The 18,048-nt window shown below is 73.1% G+C and carries 16 protein-coding genes; 10 read left to right on the top strand and 6 right to left on the bottom strand.

The window, feature by feature from the left end; all coding sequences use genetic code 11:
- Positions 1-69: 69 nt before the first annotated feature.
- The 4 genes from ACGFIS_RS03050 to ACGFIS_RS03065 are packed head-to-tail and all read left to right on the top strand — an operon-like array spanning position 70 to position 4,386.
- The gene (locus ACGFIS_RS03050; RefSeq protein WP_392969225.1) at positions 70-2,886 is read left to right on the top strand and encodes a nitrate- and nitrite sensing domain-containing protein; all 2,817 of its coding nucleotides are present in this window, start codon (positions 70-72) and stop codon (positions 2,884-2,886) included.
- The gene (locus ACGFIS_RS03055; RefSeq protein ID WP_358451622.1) at positions 2,883-3,302 is read left to right on the top strand and encodes a roadblock/LC7 domain-containing protein; all 420 of its coding nucleotides are present in this window, start codon (positions 2,883-2,885) and stop codon (positions 3,300-3,302) included. The genes ACGFIS_RS03050 and ACGFIS_RS03055 overlap by 4 nt, the downstream gene beginning before the upstream one ends.
- A gap of 6 nt (positions 3,303-3,308) precedes the next feature.
- Positions 3,309-3,731 carry a DUF742 domain-containing protein gene (locus ACGFIS_RS03060; RefSeq protein ID WP_392912464.1) on the top strand — a complete coding sequence of 141 codons (423 nt, stop codon included), beginning with the start codon at positions 3,309-3,311 and terminating at the stop codon, positions 3,729-3,731.
- The gene (locus ACGFIS_RS03065; protein WP_392912466.1) at positions 3,712-4,386 is read left to right on the top strand and encodes an ATP/GTP-binding protein; all 675 of its coding nucleotides are present in this window, start codon (positions 3,712-3,714) and stop codon (positions 4,384-4,386) included. The genes ACGFIS_RS03060 and ACGFIS_RS03065 overlap by 20 nt, the downstream gene beginning before the upstream one ends.
- On the opposite strand, the gene ACGFIS_RS03070 is transcribed toward ACGFIS_RS03065, so the two are convergent.
- On the bottom strand, positions 4,383-4,982 hold the full coding sequence (locus ACGFIS_RS03070; RefSeq protein WP_392912468.1) for a winged helix-turn-helix transcriptional regulator: 600 nt from the start codon (positions 4,980-4,982) through the stop codon (positions 4,383-4,385). The two genes, ACGFIS_RS03065 and ACGFIS_RS03070, sit on opposite strands and share 4 nt — an antisense overlap.
- 65 nt (positions 4,983-5,047) lie before the next feature.
- Here ACGFIS_RS03070 and ACGFIS_RS03075 point away from each other — a divergent pair, with 65 nt between their 5' ends.
- Positions 5,048-6,475, top strand: coding sequence for an MFS transporter (locus ACGFIS_RS03075; protein ID WP_392912470.1), 1,428 nt, complete (start codon positions 5,048-5,050; stop codon positions 6,473-6,475).
- Between the two features lie 154 nt (positions 6,476-6,629).
- On the opposite strand, the gene ACGFIS_RS03080 is transcribed toward ACGFIS_RS03075, so the two are convergent.
- Positions 6,630-7,064, bottom strand: a complete 435-nt coding sequence (locus ACGFIS_RS03080) for a hypothetical protein (protein WP_392912472.1) — start codon at positions 7,062-7,064, stop codon at positions 6,630-6,632.
- 30 nt (positions 7,065-7,094) lie between these two features.
- Positions 7,095-7,634 (bottom strand): DUF2231 domain-containing protein, encoded by a 540-nt coding sequence (locus ACGFIS_RS03085; protein WP_392912474.1) that lies wholly within the window; start codon positions 7,632-7,634, stop codon positions 7,095-7,097.
- Positions 7,635-7,768: 134 nt separating this feature from the next.
- Here ACGFIS_RS03085 and ACGFIS_RS03090 point away from each other — a divergent pair, with 134 nt between their 5' ends.
- The gene (locus tag ACGFIS_RS03090) at positions 7,769-8,467 is read left to right on the top strand and encodes a helix-turn-helix transcriptional regulator (RefSeq protein ID WP_392912476.1); all 699 of its coding nucleotides are present in this window, start codon (positions 7,769-7,771) and stop codon (positions 8,465-8,467) included.
- A gap of 186 nt (positions 8,468-8,653) precedes the next feature.
- Positions 8,654-9,469 carry a glutamate ABC transporter substrate-binding protein gene (locus ACGFIS_RS03095; RefSeq protein WP_392912478.1) on the top strand — a complete coding sequence of 272 codons (816 nt, stop codon included), beginning with the start codon at positions 8,654-8,656 and terminating at the stop codon, positions 9,467-9,469.
- 61 nt (positions 9,470-9,530) lie between these two features.
- Here ACGFIS_RS03095 and ACGFIS_RS03100 read toward each other — a convergent pair whose 3' ends face one another.
- From ACGFIS_RS03100 to ACGFIS_RS03110, 3 genes are all read right to left on the bottom strand, one after another.
- Positions 9,531-10,133 carry a hypothetical protein gene (locus tag ACGFIS_RS03100; protein WP_392912480.1) on the bottom strand — a complete coding sequence of 201 codons (603 nt, stop codon included), beginning with the start codon at positions 10,131-10,133 and terminating at the stop codon, positions 9,531-9,533.
- Positions 10,130-11,374, bottom strand: a complete 1,245-nt coding sequence (locus tag ACGFIS_RS03105; RefSeq protein WP_392969229.1) for a protein kinase — start codon at positions 11,372-11,374, stop codon at positions 10,130-10,132. Before ACGFIS_RS03105 ends, ACGFIS_RS03100 begins: the two co-directional genes overlap by 4 nt.
- Positions 11,375-11,459: 85 nt before the next feature.
- Positions 11,460-14,984: an indolepyruvate ferredoxin oxidoreductase family protein gene (locus ACGFIS_RS03110; protein ID WP_392969232.1), complete on the bottom strand. Its 3,525-nt coding sequence runs from the start codon at positions 14,982-14,984 to the stop codon at positions 11,460-11,462.
- A 325-nt stretch (positions 14,985-15,309) separates the two neighbouring features.
- Between ACGFIS_RS03110 and ACGFIS_RS03115 the strand changes: the two genes are divergently transcribed.
- From ACGFIS_RS03115 to ACGFIS_RS03125, 3 genes are all read left to right on the top strand, one after another.
- Positions 15,310-15,921: a TetR/AcrR family transcriptional regulator gene (locus ACGFIS_RS03115; RefSeq protein WP_392912486.1), complete on the top strand. Its 612-nt coding sequence runs from the start codon at positions 15,310-15,312 to the stop codon at positions 15,919-15,921.
- A gap of 66 nt (positions 15,922-15,987) precedes the next feature.
- Positions 15,988-16,617 (top strand): LysE family translocator, encoded by a 630-nt coding sequence (locus tag ACGFIS_RS03120; protein ID WP_392912488.1) that lies wholly within the window; start codon positions 15,988-15,990, stop codon positions 16,615-16,617.
- Between the two features lie 180 nt (positions 16,618-16,797).
- Complete coding sequence (locus tag ACGFIS_RS03125) at positions 16,798-18,036, top strand: PucR family transcriptional regulator (protein ID WP_392969235.1); 1,239 nt, start codon at positions 16,798-16,800, stop codon at positions 18,034-18,036.
- Positions 18,037-18,048: the final 12 nt, after the last annotated feature.

An 18,048-nucleotide genomic window follows, 5' to 3' on the forward strand; every position in this document is an offset into this window, starting at 1 on the left:
AGACCAGACCCAGACCGAGTAGCACGGGCGCTCAACCGCGGCCCGTCCCCCGCATGAGGTTGTGATCTGATGGTCGCCGAAGGTCGGCCGGCGGACCCCTACGCGGCCGCCTCGAACAGCAAACCCCCCGACGCCGCGCCCGCCCGCAAGGGCCGGCGGAGACGTCCCATCCGCCTGCGGATCACGGCCCTGCTGCTGGTTCCGCTGGTGTCCCTCATCGCCCTGTGGGCGTTCGCCGCGAACATCACGCTCGGCGACGCGTTCGACAAGTACGACTTCTCCACGACGTACGAGAAGATGGGCCTTCCGGGCATCTACCTGGTGAACCAGCTCCAGGCGGAACGTTCCCTCAGCGTCGTCGCGCTCAGCACCGGCGACGCCGAGGCCGCGAAGAAGCTCGGCGGCCAGCGCAAACGGGTGAGCGCCGTGGAGGCGTCCTTCCGCAAGACCGCGCTGTCGCCCGAGGCGCGGGACGCCGCCGAGCCCGAGACCAAGCAGCGGCTCGCCGTCGCGATCAGGGCCCTGGACACGCTGCCGCGGCTGCGCGCCCAGGTCGACTCCGGGTCCGCCGAGCCGCTGGAGGTCATCAACGCCTACAGCGCCGTCCTCGACGAGGTCATCACGGTCTTCAACGGCCTGGTGACGGTCAACGACGTCGCCATCCTCACGCAGGGCCGCGCGCTGATCAGCATCGGCAACGCCCGCGCCACCATGCTGCGGGAGGACTCCCTCGTCACCGCCGCGATGGCGCGCAACGGGCGGCTCACCCCGGCCGAGCACACCGCGTTCGTGCAGTGGGCGGCCGAGGGGCGGCGGCTGTTCGAGGCGGGCCTCGCCGACCTGAACGACCAGATCCGCGGGCCGCTGCAGCAGCTCGCCGCGACCGACGAGTACAAGCGGTTCCGCGCGGCCGAGACCGCGATCGTCAACGCCGACGACAACAGGCTGCCGCCCGAGGCGGCGCAGTGGCAGGCCACCACGCAGCTGCTGTCGCAGGCCTGGGCGCAGAAGGTCACCCAGGCGAGCCTGGCGCTCAACGAGCTGGCCGAGCCGATCGGCGAGCAGATCATCATGCGGCTCGTCCTCGCGGGCGGGTTCGGGCTGCTCGCGGTGGTCGCGTCGATCTTCCTGTCGCTGCTGGCGGCCCGGAGCCTGTCGCGTGAGCTGCGCGGCCTGCAGCGCGCCGCGCTGAACCTCGCGGAGGACCGGCTGCCCGCCGTCGTGGCCCGGCTGAGACGCGGCGAGGAGGTGGACGTGGCCGCCGAGGCGCCGCCGCTCGTCATCGGCAAGAGCCGGGAGGTCGCCAGGGTCGGCGACGCGTTCACGAAGGTGCAGCACACCGCGATCGACACCGCCGTCCGGGAGTCGTACCTGCGGCAGGGCATCAGCCGCGTGTTCCTCAACGTCGCGTGGCGCAGCCAGTCGCTGCTGCACCGCCAGCTCCGCATGCTGGACGAGATGGAGCGCGGCGCGTCCGACCCGAAGGCCCTGGAGGACCTGTTCCGCCTCGACCACCTCACCACCCGCATGCGCCGGCACGCGGAGGGCCTGGTCATCCTGTCCGGGACGTCCCCGGGCCGCGGCTGGAGCCGTCCCGTGCACGTCGAGGACGTGCTGCGCGCCGCGATCGCGGAGGTCGAGGACTACACGCGCGTCGAGGTCGTCGTGATGTCCGGTCAGGCCGCCGTGATCGGCGAGGCCGTCGCCGACATCATTCACCTGCTCGCCGAGCTGATCGAGAACGCGACCGTGTTCTCGCCCGCGCCGACCGAGGTCCTGGTCCGCGGCGAGATGGGCGCCAACGGGTTCGCCGTCGACATCATCGACCGCGGCATCGGGCTCGACCAGGCCGAACTGGACGCGCTCAACCTGCGGCTGTCGCGGCCCCCCGAGTTCGACCTGGCCGTCACCGACCGGCTCGGCCTGTTCGTCGTGTCGCGGCTCGCCGGGCGGCACGGCATCAGGGTCGCGCTGCAGCCGTCGCTGTACGGGGGCGTCAGCGCCGTCGTGCTGATCCCGCGGCAGCTGATCGTGGACGCCGACCAGCCCGACGACGATGAGGGCGCCGCCGGCGCCGATGTTCCCGTCGGCCGGCCGAGGCCCGTCCAGGAGAACGGCGCATCCGGGAACGGCTCGGTGAAGTCGTGGCCCACCCCGACGGCGCCCTCGTCGACGGCGATGCTCAACGCACCGACGCCCTACGACACGGCCGCGCCGACCTATGACACGGCCGCGCCGACGACCTATGACACGTCCGTGCCGACCTATGACATGGCCGCCTATGACGCGTCCGCGCCGGACTACGACGCGGCGACACCGGAGACTCCGGCGTCCTTCGAGGACCCGCCGGGCCATGACGCGACGGTGGGGTTCAACGCACCGGCGTCCTTCCAGGATCAGCCGTCGTACGACGGGTACGAGACCCCGCCGTCGTACGGGACCCCGCCGTCGTCCGCGTACGGCACGCCGCCCTACGGGCAGGCGCCGCCCCCGTTCGACGCGACGCGCCCGTTCCAGGCGGCGGGTCCCGGGCACCCGGGTTCCGGGCAGCCGGGTTCCGGGCAGCCGGGTCCAGGGCAGTACGGCCAGGACCCGGGCGGCGGGCCCGGGTACGCGGCGCCCGCGTCGTTCGGTGAGGCGCAGGCCCAGGCGGGGCCCGGCGGGCGCGCCCCGCTGCCGCGCCGCGTGCGCGGCGGGAACATGGCGCCGCAACTCCGCGACGAGCAGCCGTTCGCCGCGCCATCGGCCCAGGACGACGCCGTCGCAACCTGGGAGGAACGTTCAGCGGAGGCGTCCCGGGACCTGTTCGCCTCCCTGCAGGCGGGATGGCTCCGCGGCAGGGACGAGGACGAGGGACCCGCGGACGCCATGGAGGGAAGATCATGACCCAGCAGGGAGTCGCGGCCGAGCTGAACTTTCTCCTCGACGATCTCGTGGACCGGGTACCGCAGATCCGCAAGGTCGTCGTCCTGTCGCGGGACGGGCTCGTCATGGGCATGTCCCGGGGCGTCGGCCGCGAGGACGCGGAGTACCTGGCGGCGCTCGCCGCCGGGTTCCACAGTCTCGCGATCGGGGCCAAGCCGCAGCTGGAGTCCGGCGAGGTCCGGCAGGCGCTCATCGAGATGGACGACGGCCTGTTCTTCGTCGTCCCCGCCGGTGCCAACAGCTGCCTGGCGCTGCTGAGCGAGGTCGGCGCCAACGCGGGCCTCGTCGCCTACGAGATGACGATGCTGGTCAAGCGCGTCGGCCGGCAGCTGTCCACGGGTCTCAGACGGGCCGGGCCCGGGCCCGGACCCAGGTGACCCGCGATGGACCCGACCGACATGCCCGGCGACCCGCGGGGACCCGGCCGGGAACGGTGGCTGGACGCCGCCGCCGGACCGATCGTCCGCCCCTACGCGGTCACCCGCGGCCGCACCCAGCCCCGCGGCGAGCCCCTGGACATCGTGGCGATCCTCGTCGCGACCGGCCGGCGGCCCGCCGAGCCGGCCCGGTTGTCGCGCCACCAGCGCCGCCTGCTGGCGCTGTGCCGGAGCCCGCACGCCCTCGCCGACCTGGCCTCGGACCTGGACCTGCCGCTCGGCGTGATCCGGGTCCTGGCCGGCGACCTGCTCGACTCGGGCCTCGTGGACGTCCAGCGGTGGTCCACGCCGTCCGGGCAGACCTACGTCCAGCCGCACACCGACGCGAACCTGCTCAGGAGGGTGCTCGATGAACTCCGCGCGCTCTGACCCCCCGCCCGACGCCACGGATGCAGGCGAGGGCCACGACGAGCGGGCGGACGGCCCGCGCGTCGCTCTGAAGATCCTCGTCGCCGGCGGGTTCGGCGTCGGGAAGACGACGATGGTCGGCGCGGTCAGCGAGATCCGCCCGCTGCGCACAGAGGAGGCGCTGACCGACGCGAGCGTCGGCGTCGACGACCTCGACGGCCTCGGCTCCAAGACGACCACGACCGTGGCCATGGACTTCGGCCGCATCACGCTGCGCGACGGCGTCGCGATCTACCTGTTCGGGACGCCGGGCCAGGAGCGGTTCTGGTTCATGTGGAACGAGCTGTCGCGCGGGGCGCTCGGCGCGGTCGTGCTGGCCGACACGCGGCGGCTGATGGCGAGTTTCGCCTCGATCGACTACTTCGAGCAGAAGGGCACGCCGTTCGTCGTCGCCGTCAACTGCTTCGACGACGCCGACCGCTACGACCCGCCCGAGATCCGGATGGCGCTGGACATCGACCCGCACGTGCCCGTCCTGCTGTGCGACGCGCGCCGGACGGTGTCGGCGAAGCAGGTGCTGGTCGCGCTCGTCGAGCACGCGCTGCGGCTCGCCGGCGGCCCGCCGTCCACGAGCACCCGGTCCTGGCGGACCCCGGCCCCGACCCCGGAGAACTAGCCGGACGGGCGGTCGGTGGCCTGGCCGGCGCGGGCCGGGCCGCCGCCGTTCGGGCCGGCAGCGTTCGGGCCGGCAGCGTTCGGGTCGGCAGCGTTCGGGCCGGCAGCGTTCGGGTCGTCGCCGGGCATCGGCGGGCGCATGATGATCTCGTCGACCCCGACGTCGTGGCCGTCCGCGCATCTGACCTGCGCCGTGACCGCCTCCCCGCAGCCGGCGTGCGTCAGCATGACCTGGCGCCCCTCGTCGCCCGGCAGGTACGTCTCGCCCCATTCCATGAGCCCGACGAGGGTGGGCGCGAGGTCCTGGCCCATCTTCGTCAGGTGGTACTCGTAGCGCGTGCGCTGCCCCGGCTCCTGGTAGGGCTCGCGGCTGAGCAGGCCGGCCTTGACGAGGTGGCGCAGGCGTGCGGTCACGGCGGACTCGGTCATGGCGAGGTTGCGGACGAAGTCGCCGAAACGGTTGGTCCCGAAGTAGGCCTCGCTGAGCACCAGCACCGCCGACGGCGGGCCGAGCGCGGCGAGCGTCCTCGCGACCGGGCAGTTCTGCATTGACCAGGCGTCGCGGTCGGCGAAATGCCCCTCAAGTGCGATTGTCACGGGTCCACTATAAACCTTCTGACTTTGCTTGACCAAAGTCAGCCTGCTCGCTAGCCTCCCTGACTATGGGAGAACAAAGTCAGGTACGCCCACGGCCGGTGCTCGCGGTGCTCTCCGTCGCCTCCTTCATGGCGGGCCTCGACCTGTTCATCGTCAACGTCGCGTTCACCGACATCGGACACGACTTCGCCGGTCATCCCATGGCCGACCTGTCCTGGGTCCTCAACGCCTACGCGATCGTCTTCGCGGCGCTGCTCGTCCCGCTCGGCCGGCTCGCCGACCGCTACGGCCGCAAGCCGACCCTCATCGCCGGCCTCGTCGTCTTCACCGTCGCCTCCCAGGCCTGCGCGATGGCGCCGGACCTCTGGTCGCTCGTCGGCTTCCGCGTCCTGCAGGCCGCCGGCGCCGCCGCGCTCATCCCCACCAGCCTCGGGCTGCTGCTGTCGGTGTACCCGGCGGCCCGCCGGGGCGGCGCGGTGCGGATCTGGTCCGCCTCCGCCGCGCTCGCCGCCGCGGCCGGCCCGGCGGTCGGCGGCGTCCTCGTCGACCTGTCCTGGCGCTGGGTGTTCGAGGTCAACATCCCGATCGGGATCGCCGTGACGCTCCTCGCGCTCCGGTACGTCCCCGACTCCCGTGAGGGCGCCACGGCCCGCATCCCCGACCTGCCGGGCACCACGGTCCTCACCCTCGCGATCGCCGCCCTCGCCCTCGGCCTCGTGAAGGTCAACGAGTGGCCGGGCGAGCAGACCACCGTCGTGGTGGGCGGCGCCCTCCTCGCCCTCGCCTGGTTCTGGCTGCGCTCCCTGCGCCACCCCGCCCCGGTCATCGAGCCGTCGCTGCTGGCCGTGCGCACCTTCTCCTGGTCGAACGCGACGGTCCTGCTGTTCAGCGTCGCGTTCGCCGCCAACCTCCTGCTCGGCGTCCTGTGGATGCAGCAGGTCTGGGACTACTCGGCCATCAAGACCGGGCTCGCCGTCGCGCCCGGCCCGCTGATGGTCCCGGTCATGGCGATCGTCGCCGGCAAGATGGCCGCCGCGCGGGTCCCCGTCGGTCTGATCACCGCCGTCGGGTGCATGCTCTGCGCGTTCGGCGTCGTCCTGATCGCGATGAGCCTCGGCCCGGCACCGGCCTACACCACCGAGCTGCTGCCGGGCTGGCTCATCGGCGGCACGGGCGTCGGCCTCGCCCTGCCCACGATCCTCTCGGCCGCCGCCGTCGACCTGCCCTCCCACCGCTACGCCACCGGCAGCGCCGTGGTGAACATGAGCCGGCAGATCGGCACCGTCCTCGGCGTCAGCCTCGCCGTCGCCGTCCTCGGCACCCCGGCCGGCTACGCCGACGCCCACAACGCCTTCGTGAACGCCTGGCTGATGGTCGGCGGGTTCATGGTGATCGCCGCGATCGCCGCCCTTGGCATGACCCCGCGCAGCCCGCAGCCGTCCTCGCCCACCGTCCCCGACACAGAAACGGAAGTGGTCGCCGGTACTTCATAACCAGGGAACCCGGGCTGCGGACGAAGCCTTGACCCGGACCGCAAGGTCCGGTTCGTCCGGAAGTCCCGTTTGATCGCGTCGCCCTTGGCCTCGGGCACCTGCAGAACCCGCGGCCAAGGGCGACGCGGCGATCTCCTGCCGGGCCGCCGGGCGGCTATGCCTGGAAGGCGGTGAGGAGGACGAGCACCAGCGTGACGACCGCGAGGAGACCGTGGCCGAGGACGACCGGGATGGGGAAGCCGCGCTCGGCCGGGACGTCGGCCGCCGCCGCGCCCGGTGCGCCCGCGGCGGTGCGGACGGCGGGCGCGCGGGTCACGGCGAGCCAGCGGGCGAACATGACGAAGCCGAGCAGCGCGACCGGCAGCAGAATGACGAAGGCGGTCCAGGCCAGGGCCGCGGTGTCGGCGAACAGGTAGATCACCCACACGACCAGGCCCGCGGCGGCCAGCAGGAAGTGTCCGAAGATCACCGGGACGGGAAGGCGGGACGAGCCGTCCGACCTCGCCCCGCCGCGGGCGATCCAGGTGCCCAGCATGTAGAAGCCGCCCAGCGCGGTGACGAGCCAGGTGACGAGTGCGGCGACGCTCATGATTCCTCCGTGTTCAGGACTGATCCGTGTTCAGGACTGCTCGGTTTCGTGACTGCTCGCCGGGGGCTGCTCGTCCACGGCGAAGCCCTCGGCCTGGGTGTTCTCGTCGGCGACGCGTACGCCGTAGCGGTAGGCGAGCTTCCCGCCGAGGAACCCGGCCACGCCCAGTACCGCGAAGGACACGGCCGAGAGCGCGATCTGGGCGGGTGAGACGGTGTCGTCGCCCATGCGCCAGCCGAACGCGGCCACGTAGGCGAACGTCACGGCGAGGTTCAGCGACATGTGGACGAGCGCCGTGCGGAAGGCCCGCGTGCCGGGCTGGATGGCGAGCAGGTCCAGGAACCCGGCCGAGGCGGCGGCCAGCGCGCCGGCGATTCCCAGGCCGATGAGCCACAGCGAGCCCTGGGCCGCGGACGCCGGGTCGTCGACCAGGTGCGACGCGACGTCGAACACGAGGCTGCCCACCCAGGCCCCGACCGGCACCGTCACGAAGATCGGATGCAGTGGGTGGCCGTAGCTCCCGGCGAGCGTGCTCACCGGCCGCTTGGCGCGGTGTTGCGGATCGTCCATGACGACCTCCTATTTCACCAACATGTATTGGTGTTATAGCAGACATACGTCAATGGCCCCGGCTCAATCCAGTGTGTCGCCCGGTTTTGACCAAATTTCTAGGTGTTATGGTGATCGCGCGCTAGGCTGATCCGGTGACCTCAGACTCCTCCGCGCTGGAGGCCGCTGCGATCCTGAGCGACGACCTGCGGCGCGGCATGTACGCGTTCATCCGCTCGGCCAAGGCGCCCGTGACGCGGGACGAGGCGGCCGCCAGCGTCGGGATCTCCCGGAAGCTGGCCGCGTTCCACCTGGACAAGCTCGTCGACGCGGGGCTGCTGCGCGCCCACTACGCCAGCCCGGCGGGGGTCCGGCGGGTCGGGCGGGCGCCCAAGGTGTACGAGCCGTCCGGCGTCGACGTGCGGGTCAGCATCCCGCCGCGCGAGCACGGCCTGCTCGCGAGCATTCTGCTGGACGCGGTCCGGGGCCAGGAGGCGGGGGAGAGCGGGGAGGCCGCCGCGCTGCGGGCCGCAGCGGAACGCGGCCGCGCCCTCGGGGCCGCGGAGAGCCGTCCCGTCCGGGGCGGCCGGCTCGGTACCGAGCGGGCGCTGACCTGCGCGGCGGAGATCCTCGAACGCCACGGGTTCGAACCCGACCGGGAGGCGCCCACGCGCCTGCGGCTGCGCAACTGCCCGTTCCACCCGATGGCGGGCGACGATCCCGCCCTGGTGTGCGGCGTCAACCACGCCTTCCTCGCCGGCATGGTGGACGGCCTCGGCGCGTCGTCCATCGAGGCGACGCTCGCCCCGCACTCCGGCTACTGCTGCGTCGAGTTCGGGCCCCGCGCGCAATGAGCCGCCGGCGCCTCCGGCGATAGCGGCCGTGCCTGGCGATGACGGCGGCCGTCATCGCGGGGATCCTCGTCCTGGGAGTGATCGCCGCCGCACTGTCCGGCCAGGGCGCCCGCGCTCTAAGGTTGCCTCGTTGGAGACGGGACCTCAGCCCCGCGCGCCGGGATGAGAACGCTCTGGAGGTTCGGCGTGGCTTTAGCGCGGGTGCTGGCGGCGGTCGTCCTGGCGGGTGGGCTGCTCGGGGCGTGCGGGCAGGGTGAGCGGGAGTCGATCCTCGACAAGTCGACGCTGGTGGTCGGCGTCCGCCCGGACCTGCCGGGGCTCGGGCTCCGGCAGCCGGACGGGCGGTTCGAGGGGTTCGACATCGACGTGGCGAACTATGTGGCCGACCGGCTCGGGAAGAAGGCGCGGTTCGTCCAGGCGCTGGCGGCGGAGCGGATACCGCTGCTGACCTCCGGACGCGCCGACCTGGTGCTCGCCACGCTGTCGGTCACGCCGGAGCGCAAGACGCAGATCGCCTTCGCGGGGCCGTACTACATGTCCTTCCAGGACGTGCTGGTGCGCTCGGACGAGCGCGGGATCGACGGCGTCCGGGAACTGAAGGGACGCAGGTTCTGCGCCGTGGAGGGCGCGGACCCCACCAGGCGGCTCCTCGCGATCCACGGGATGACCGCGAAGCTCGTCCCCGCCAAGGACTACGACGAGTGCATGGCCAAGATCAAGTCGGGCACGGTGGACGCGATCACCACGAACGACGTGATCCTGGCGGGGCTGATCCGGCGTGCGGGCGACGGGTTCCGGCTGGTGAACGCCCGGATCAGCGAGCAGAACACCGGGATCGGGCTGCGCAAGGGCGACCCCGACGGGTGCGAGGCGCTGAACCGTGCCATCACCCAGATGTACCAGGACGGGACGGCCGCCAGGCTGATGGACAAATGGTTCGGCGGCACCCCCGGCCTCGACCTGTCGATCATCGAGATCCCCCAGTTCGACGGCTGCGTCTGACCGGGCCGGACCAAGCCGGGTCCGGGCCGGGTCGGGGCGGGGCGCCGCGCAGGGGGCGGTCTTAGTTCGTGGCGTGGTCCAGGATCAGGTGGAACTCGTCGGCGCGGTGGCCGGAGATCCCGCCCTCCCGCGTGCGGGTGTCGATCTTGTGGTGCAGGTAGGCCACGTCGGCGCGGCGGCGTTCGGGCGGGGACCAGGGGCGGTCGAGGATCCGCTCGATCACGTTGGCGAGGTCGATGCCCACGTCGTCGCGGACGTCGCCTTCCTCGACCGCCTCGTCCACGGAGAAGCGGAGCCTGAGCAGCGCTTCGTGGATGCGGGAGCCGGGTTCGCGGGTCTGGGCGGGGGAGTCCTCAGGGTCGGGATCCGCCGGTGACGGGGACGCGGACGGGGACGCGGACGGGGGCGCCGACGAGGGCGGGGGCGAGGCCGCCTGGAGGGGGAGCAGGCGGCCGGCCGGGCGGTCGTCTCCCAGCGAGTCGCCGATCCCGATGACGAGGGTGGTCGCGGCGACGATCGTGGCGGCGACGCCGATCAGCGCGAGCCATGGCAGGTGGAATCCGCGTTCCGGGCGGCGTGGTTCCGGACGGAGCTGCTCCGGGCGGAGCTGCTCCGGGCGGAGTTCTTCGCTCCGCCACTCGCCGGTGTCTTGTTCGTCCGTCATGTCTGGATCGTTGCCAGGATGCGGTTCAGTTCGTCGGCGAGATCCGGGGACAGGCCGCGTTCCCGCCGGCGCGTGACGATCTTGGCCTGGAGCAGGTCGATCCGCCGGTCGACGTCGACGTCCCGGTCGGCGGTGAGATCGTTCTCCAGGTTGGTGATCACGTTGTTGAGGTCGATGGCGACGTCGGAGCGGATCTCCCCCGAGGTGTAGCCGCGGCTCACGATCGGGCGCAGCCGTCCGAGCGCGTCGGCCACGCCGGTCTCGGCCGCGCGGCGGCCGCGCTCGGGCGCCGGCGCCGCCGTCCGGTCCGCTCTCGCGGGCGGCGGCGGGACGGTGACCGGGGTGCGCGGCGCGGAGACGAGGATCGCGGCGGCGCCCGTGACGGGGATGGCGACCACGAGGGCGAGCGCCGCCAGCCGCGCCCCCCGGCGGCGCGGGCGCGCGGGCGGGTGCGGGGGCGGACGCAACGCCCTGGTGCGGTGGTCGCGGGACGGCGCCTGGCTCCGCACCGTCGTGAACACCGCGTTCGGCGGCTCGTCGTCGCGGGCGAGGAGGTCGGCGATCTCCGTCGCGGTCGGGCCGTACCCGGCGGTCGCGCCCGCGCAGCGCGCGGCGAGCGAGGCGAGTTCCCCGGACGTCCCGGCGGGGAGGCAGGCGGAGATGACGGCGCCGAGCGCGCGGACGTCGACCGCCCTCGTCTCGTCGGCCGCGGCCCGGCCGGGGTCGGCGGCCTTCCCGCGACCGGGCGAGCCGCGGGCGCCGCGGACGATCCCGCCGATGCCGGTGTCGGCGACCTTCACCTCGCCGCAGACGAGCATGATCTTGCCGGGTCCGAGGTCGCAGTGCGTGACGCCGGCCGCGTGCGCGGCCTCCAGCGCCGCCGCGACCTGGGCGCAGATCTCGATGGTCTCGGACGCGGTGAGCGGGCCGAGGCGCAGCCGCTCCGCGAGGGGCTCGCCGTCCAGGAACTCGGTGACGACGTACGAGACGAGGCGTCCGGACGCGTCGCGGGTCTGGTCGCTGTCGAAGACGGTCTCCAGGGCGGCGTGCGAGAGACCGGCGGCGCGGTTGACGCCCTTCTGGAACATGCGGTGCAGATCGGTGTGCGCGACCGCCGGCAGCTTCACCGCGACGGGACGGCCGAGCAGCTCGTCCCACGCCCGCCAGACCTCCATCGCACCGCCGTGGTCGAGGCGCTCCACCAGCCGGTAGCGTTCCGTCAGCCGCAAGCCCGATTCCACGCGAACCAACCCTCGTCGCACATCCTGGCCAGGTGTGGTCCCTGGCTTGCCCGGTGGTACGCGCCGTCCGGTGACGGGGGTTCGATCAGACTCCGGCCGGGGAGCGCTCGGCACGCCACTCGGCCAGCAGCTCGCGCAGACGCTCTTCGTAGAGGGCGATGTTCGCGGTCTTGACGTCCTCGTATCCGCGGATCATGTCCGGCAGCTCCGCGATCCGGACGGCGGCGTCGAGCCGCTCCCCGGCGCCGTCCGGCCCGGCGGTCAGCCCGGCCGCCAGCTCCCGCACGACGGCCAGGTAGCCGGTGATCAGCCGGCGTTCGGCGCGGCGCTGCGCCGCCGGGCCGAACGGGTCGAGCGGGGTGCCGCGCAGCCGCCGCATCGCGCGCAGGACGCGGAACGCCGGGCGGGCCGTCCGGCCGAGCGCGATCTTCTTGTCGAGCCCCATCGCCCGCAGCATCGGCGGATGCAGCATGTACCGGACGGTGGAGCCCGGCCCGAACTGCTCCTCGACGCGCCGGGTGAGGCCGGGGTCGAGGTGCAGGCGGGCCACCTCGTACTCGTCCTTGTACGCCGTCAGCTTGTAGAGGTTGCGTGCGACGGCGACCGCGAGCCGCTGCCCGGCGGCGCCCGCCGCGTGTTCGGCGGCGGCGACGCCCAGGACGGTGTCCAGGTACCGCCTGGCCAGTGCGAGGTTCTGGTACGCGGCCAGGTCGGGGACGCGGATCCGCAGGACGCGGGCCAGCTCGCCGTCCGCGCCCGACCCCTCGACGAGGCGCATCGCGTCCCGCGCGGTCCTGTCCAGCGGCCTGTCCGGCGAGGCCGGCGACGCGGCCGGCGCGGCCGGCTCGGCCGCGTCCGCCCAGCCCGGTTCGAGGACGAGGCGGCGTCCCGCGCGGAACGCCTGCACGTTCGCCTCCACCTGCACGCCGTTCAGCGCCAGCGCCTCCTCGATCGCGTCCGCCGACAGCGGCAGCAGCCCCGACTGGTACGCGGCGCCGACCACGACGAAGTTGGCCGTGGTCGTGCTCCCGAACCAGCGTTCGGCCAGCGCCAGGGCGTCGAACGCGACGAGGCGCCCGGCATCGGTCCGGTCGGCGATCTGCCGGACGAGCGCGGCGCCGGGCGGCAGCGACGCCGCCGTATCCGTGATCATCCGGCCGGTCGGGACCTCGCTGGTCGACACGATCGCGGCGGTGCGGCCCGGCGCGCAGCGGCGCAGGTTCGTCTCCGACGTGCCCGCCAGCGAGTCGAACACGAGGTAGGCGTCGGCGCCGCCCGCGCCGACCATGCCCGGACGGTCCCGGGTGGCGTCCCCGATCCGCAGGTGCGACACGACCGCGCCGGCCTTCTGGCTCAGCCCGGTCTGGTCGAGCGCGCGGGCGTACCGCCCGTCGATCAGCGCGGCGGTGGCGAGGACCTGGTTGACGGTCACGACTCCCGTGCCGCCGATGCCGACGAGCAGGACGTCCGCGGACACGGGCCGCGCGGCGGGCTCGGCCGGCGCACCGATCTCCGGCAGCGACGGGCCGGCCGCCTTCCGCCCGCCCGGGATCACCGTGACGAACGACGGGCAGTCGCCGTCCACGCACGAGTAGTCCTTGTTGCAGGACGTCTGGTTGATCTGCGTCTTGCGCCCGAACTCCGTCTCGACCGGCTCCACGCTCAGGCAGTTCGACTTCACGCCGCAGTCGCCGCAGCCTTCGCAGACCGCCTCGTTGATCAGCACCCGCTTCTCGGGGTCCGGGAGGAGCCCGCGCTTGCGTTTGCGCCGCGTCTCCGCCGCGCACGCCTGGTCGTACAGCAGCACGGTCACGCCGGGCACCTCGCGCAGCTCGCGCTGGACGGTGTCGAGGTCGTCGCGGTGGCGGACCCGGACGCCGGGCGCCCAGTCCGTCCCGCGCGGGTAGCGGGACGGATCGTCCGCCACCACGACGATCTCCGCGACGCCCTCGGCGTGCAGCATCCGGGTGATCGCGGCCGGGTCGGAGCCGCCGTCGGCGGCCTGCCCGCCCGTCATCGCGACGGCCGCGTTGTAGAGGAGCTTGAAGGTGATGTTCGTCCCGGCGGCGACGGCCTGCCGGACGGCGAGGCTCCCCGAGTGGAAGAACGTCCCGTCGCCGAGGTTCTGGAACATGTGGGCGGTGTCGCTGAACGGGGCCGCCCCGACCCACATCGCACCCTCGCCGCCCATCTGGGTCGTGCCGATGCTGCGGTCGGTGAACACGGTCATGACGTGGCAGCCGATGCCGCTCGCGGCGACCGACCCGTCCGGGACGACCGTCGACCGGTTGTGCGGGCAGCCCGAGCAGAAGTAGGGGGTGCGGGCGGGGGCGAGCAGGTCGATCCGGGGCTTGCGGGGACGCAGCACCGGGTCGCGCAGGTCCAGGTGCTCCTCGCCGACGCGGTCGGCGAGGAGCCGGGCCAGGGCCCTGGTGATGCGGTCTGCGTCCAGGCCCCCGTCGGGCGGGACGAGACCGGTGCCGTCCGGCCCGTTCTTGCCGTACACCCGGGGACGTTCCGCCTGGTCGTACAGGACGTCCCGGATCTGCGTCTCGATGAACGCGCGCTTCTCCTCGACCACGACGATCTCGCGGAGCCCGCGCGCGAACTCCCGCAGCCGGCCGCCGTCCAGCGGATAGATCATGGCGAGCCGCAGCAGCCGCACGCCCCGCCGGGCGAGGGCCGCGTCGTCCAGGCCGAGCCGGTCGAGCGCCTCGCGCAGCTCAAGGTAGGTGCGCCCGGCGGCGACCAGCCCGATGGACGCGTCGCCGGCGGCGCCCTCGATCCGGTCGAGGCCGTTCGCCGCGGCGTAGGCCGTCGCGGCCTGCAGCCGGCCTTGCAGGACCTCGGTCTCCAGGGACGTCGTGTCCTTCAGGTCGACGCCCGGCCTGCGCGTCGGCTTCCACGGGCGGCCCCGCCACGCGAACTCCGGCAGCACCGGATCGGGTACCTGGGCGGCGTCCACGACCTCGTGCGAGTCCGCGACATCGGTGACGACCTTGAAGCCGGTCCAGGCGCCGCTGAACCGGGACATCTCGAATCCGTGCCGGCCCAGCCGCAGCACGTCCCCGACCGACGCCGGGACCAGCACCGGCATGAACGCCTCCGCGAGCGCGCCCTCCGTCGCCGACGGCAGCGTGGACGACTTGGCGGACGGGTCGTCGCCCACCACCGCCAGCACCCCGCCGCGCTCGGACGTGCCGAGCCAGTTCGCGTGCTTGAACGCGTCCAGCGAACGGTCGACGCCGGGCGCCTTGCCGTACCAGAGGCCGAACACCCCCTGGTACCGCGGCCCCGGCAGGTGCTCCACGAGCTGGGACCCGTAGACCGCCGTCGCCGCCAGTTCCTCGTTCACGCCGGGCACGAACCGGATGTCGTGGCCCTCCAGCAGCTTCGCGTCCCGCATGAGCTGCTGGTCGAGGCCGCCGAGCGGCGATCCCCGGTACCCGGACACGAACCCGGCCGTCGTCCAGCCGCGCCGCGCGTCCGCGCGCCGCTGGTCGAGCAGCAGCCGGACGAGCGCGTGCACCCCGCCGATCGCGATCCGGCCCCGCTCCAGCTCGAGCCGGTCACGAAGTGCGGACCGCGGTGCCCGTGTGCGTCCGGTCATGGTCTGGCCCCTCTCACCGTCGATCGGACTCATTGAGCCGCCATAGGTGAGCGTCGTGCAAGATGCTGTGACCGTAGTTGAGCGGATTGCTCAAGGGTGAGCCGTGTTGCCCGCCGGAGCTGAGCGTTGTGCCAGCACCGCGACCGGCCGCCCGCGGCCGTCCGCTAGCGAGGCGTGAGGGTCACGGGGGTCGGCAAGGGGAAGTTGCCCGGAAGGGCGAGGGCCCGGAAGGGCGAAAGGCCCCTGATGTACGCGTTCGAGGCGGATGTACGGGAGAATGGGGAATGGCCACGGCACAGCGGGGGACGCGGAAAGGCAGGACGTCTTGAGCGGCGACATGCGGTTCACCGTCACGCGGACGCTGAGCAAGGATCAGCAGGCGCGGCGGGAACGGCTGATCGACTCGGCGCGCGGGCTCGCGCTCGAAGGCGGCTACGCGGCCGTCACCATGCACGACGTCGCGGACCGCGCCGGCGTCGCCCGCGCGACCGTCTACCGGTACTTCGCCACCAAGGACCACCTGCTCACCGAGGTCGCGGCGGCCTGGGCGCACCGGGTCATGGACGACGTCGACGCGCTCGCGGTCGGCGGCACCCCGCTGGAGCGGCTCACCGCGATGCTGGAGCGCATCGTGTACGTGGCGGCGGAGGAGCCGACGCTGACCTCGGCCATCATCCAGGCGGTGACCTCGGACGACTCCAGCGTCGACGACCCCCGCACCATCCTGTTCCTGTTCCTGCGGGACCGGCTCTCGACGGCGATCGGCGACCCGGTGCCCGAGCGGGACGACGTCGAGGTCGTCCTCGGCCACATCCTGCTCTCCGCGCTGATCAGCCTGGCGTCGCTGCGCCGGCCGGCCGAGGAGGTCGCCACGATGGTCCGCACGGCCGGCCGCCTGGTGCTGGCCGGTGCGCTCGCCGCGGCCACCGCCCCCTGATGGTCCACTTTCCGTGGGCCTGATTGGACCTGTCGCATGGACCACCACGTTCCCTAGCGTGCTCCTGTGACGAATCCGCTGCTGTTCCTGCTGGCCGCGCTGACGCTTGTCGCCATCCCCGGCCCCAACCACCTGTACATCACCACGCGCAGCATCGGCGAGGGACGCCGGGCCGGCATCGCGTCCGCGCTCGGCGTCGAGACCGGCACGCTGGTCCACGTCGCCGCCGCGACGGCCGGGCTGTCGGCCGTCGTCGCCGCGTCCGCGACCGCATTCGGCCTCCTGCGCTACGCGGGCGCCGCCTACCTCGTCTACCTCGCCTACCGGACGCTGCGCAGCCGCGACGACATCGGTGAGCCGGAACCCGTGCCGCAGCCGCTGCACCGCGTCTACTTCGACGGCATGTTCGTGAACATCCTCAACCCGAAGGTCGTGCTGTTCTTCCTGGCGTTCCTGCCCCAGTTCGTCGACCAGGGCGCGGGCGCGGTCCCGCTGCAGATCCTGGTGATGGGCGTCGCGACCGCGCTGATCGGCCTGGTCAGCGACATCGGATACGCCCTCGCCGCCGGCTCCATCGGGACATGGCTGCGCGCTCGTCCGGTCTTCCGGCGGCGGCAGCGGTACGCGACGGGCCTGGTCTACCTCGGCCTCGGCGCCGTCGCCGTGTTCGCCGCGCCCGGCACCCGCCGCGCCTGACCTCCCGCGGCGTCCGGCGTTCCCGCCGCCCGGCGTTCCCGGCGGGGGTCGCGGACGAATTGTCACCCAGGTGACAAGCATCCCCAAGCATTGTTCACACGGGGGTGCAGCCCCGCCCGATCCGTCATCGGTAGCTTCCGGAGAGCCCCGCACACCGAGGGGGCGGGGGAGGTGCCGACGGTGACCACGACGCTTGGGGAGCGCTCGACGCTTGGGGAGCGCTCGCCACTCAAGCCATGGGCCGGTGTTCCGAGTGAGCTGTCCGACCTGTTCCGGCCCCATCTGGACGCCCTCGCCGAGGAGATGATCGGGGAGATCCTCGCCGGGATCCCCGAGTACTCCCGCCCGCAGGACGAGGAGTACGCGCGGCTCGTGCGCCTCGCCGTCGAGGGCGCGCTGCGCCAGTTCGTCGACCTCATCATGGACCCGGAGAGCTCGTGGGAGCCGGTCGCCGCCGTCTACCGGGAGATCGGCTGGGCCGAGGCCCGCGAAGGCCGCAACCTCGACATCCTGCAGACGTCCTTGCGGCTCGGCGCCCGCGTCGCCTGGCGCCGGCTCGCCGCCGAGTCGGAGCACTACAACATCTCCCGCCGCACGCTCGCCAGCATCGCCGAAGCCATCTTCGCGTTCCTGGACGAGATCGCCCGCGCCGCCACCGACGGCTACACCAAGGCGCGCGAGCAGGAGGCCGGCGAGCTGGAGCACCGCCGCCGCCGGCTCCTGGACCTGCTGCTCGCCGAACCGCCCGCCGCCACGCAGGCCATCGCCGACCTGGCGCGCCTCGCGCAGTGGCGCGTCCCCCGGACGGTCGCGGCGGTCGTCCTGTACGAGCGGAGGCAGCAGCCCTTCTCGTACCCGTCGCTGCCGCCCGACGTGCTCGCCGACCTCAACCGCCGCGAACCGTGCCTGATCATCCCCGATCCGGAGGGGCCGGGACGCGGCCGGATGCTGGATCCGGCGCTGCGCGACTGGGTCGCCGCGATGGGCCCCACCGTCCGCGTCGAGGACGCGGCCAAGTCGCTGCGCTGGGCACGGGAGGCGCTGCCGCTCGCGCGCCGCGGCGTTCTGCCGTCCGACGGGCTCATCCGCTGCGCCGACCACATGCCGGCGCTCATCATGTTCCAGGACGAGGAACTGGTGCGGACCGTCGCCGAACTGCGGCTCGCGCCGCTGAAGGTGGTCCGGCCGCGGCATCGCGAGCGGCTGATGCGCACGCTGCTGGCCTGCCTGCAGAACGGGTTCAACGCCACGGAGGTCGCGCACCGCCTGCACGTCCACCCGCAGACCGTCCGGTACCGGCTGCACCAGCTGGAGGAGCTGTTCGGAGGGCGGCTGCACGCGCCGGAGACGCGGCTGGAGATGGAGATGGCGCTGACCGTCTGGCTCACCGCACCCGAGCAGTCTCAATCAATCGATTGACCGGGGGGCGGG

This window comes from Spirillospora sp. NPDC048824 (genome assembly GCF_043198455.1).
GTDB lineage: Bacteria > Actinomycetota > Actinomycetes > Streptosporangiales > Streptosporangiaceae > Spirillospora.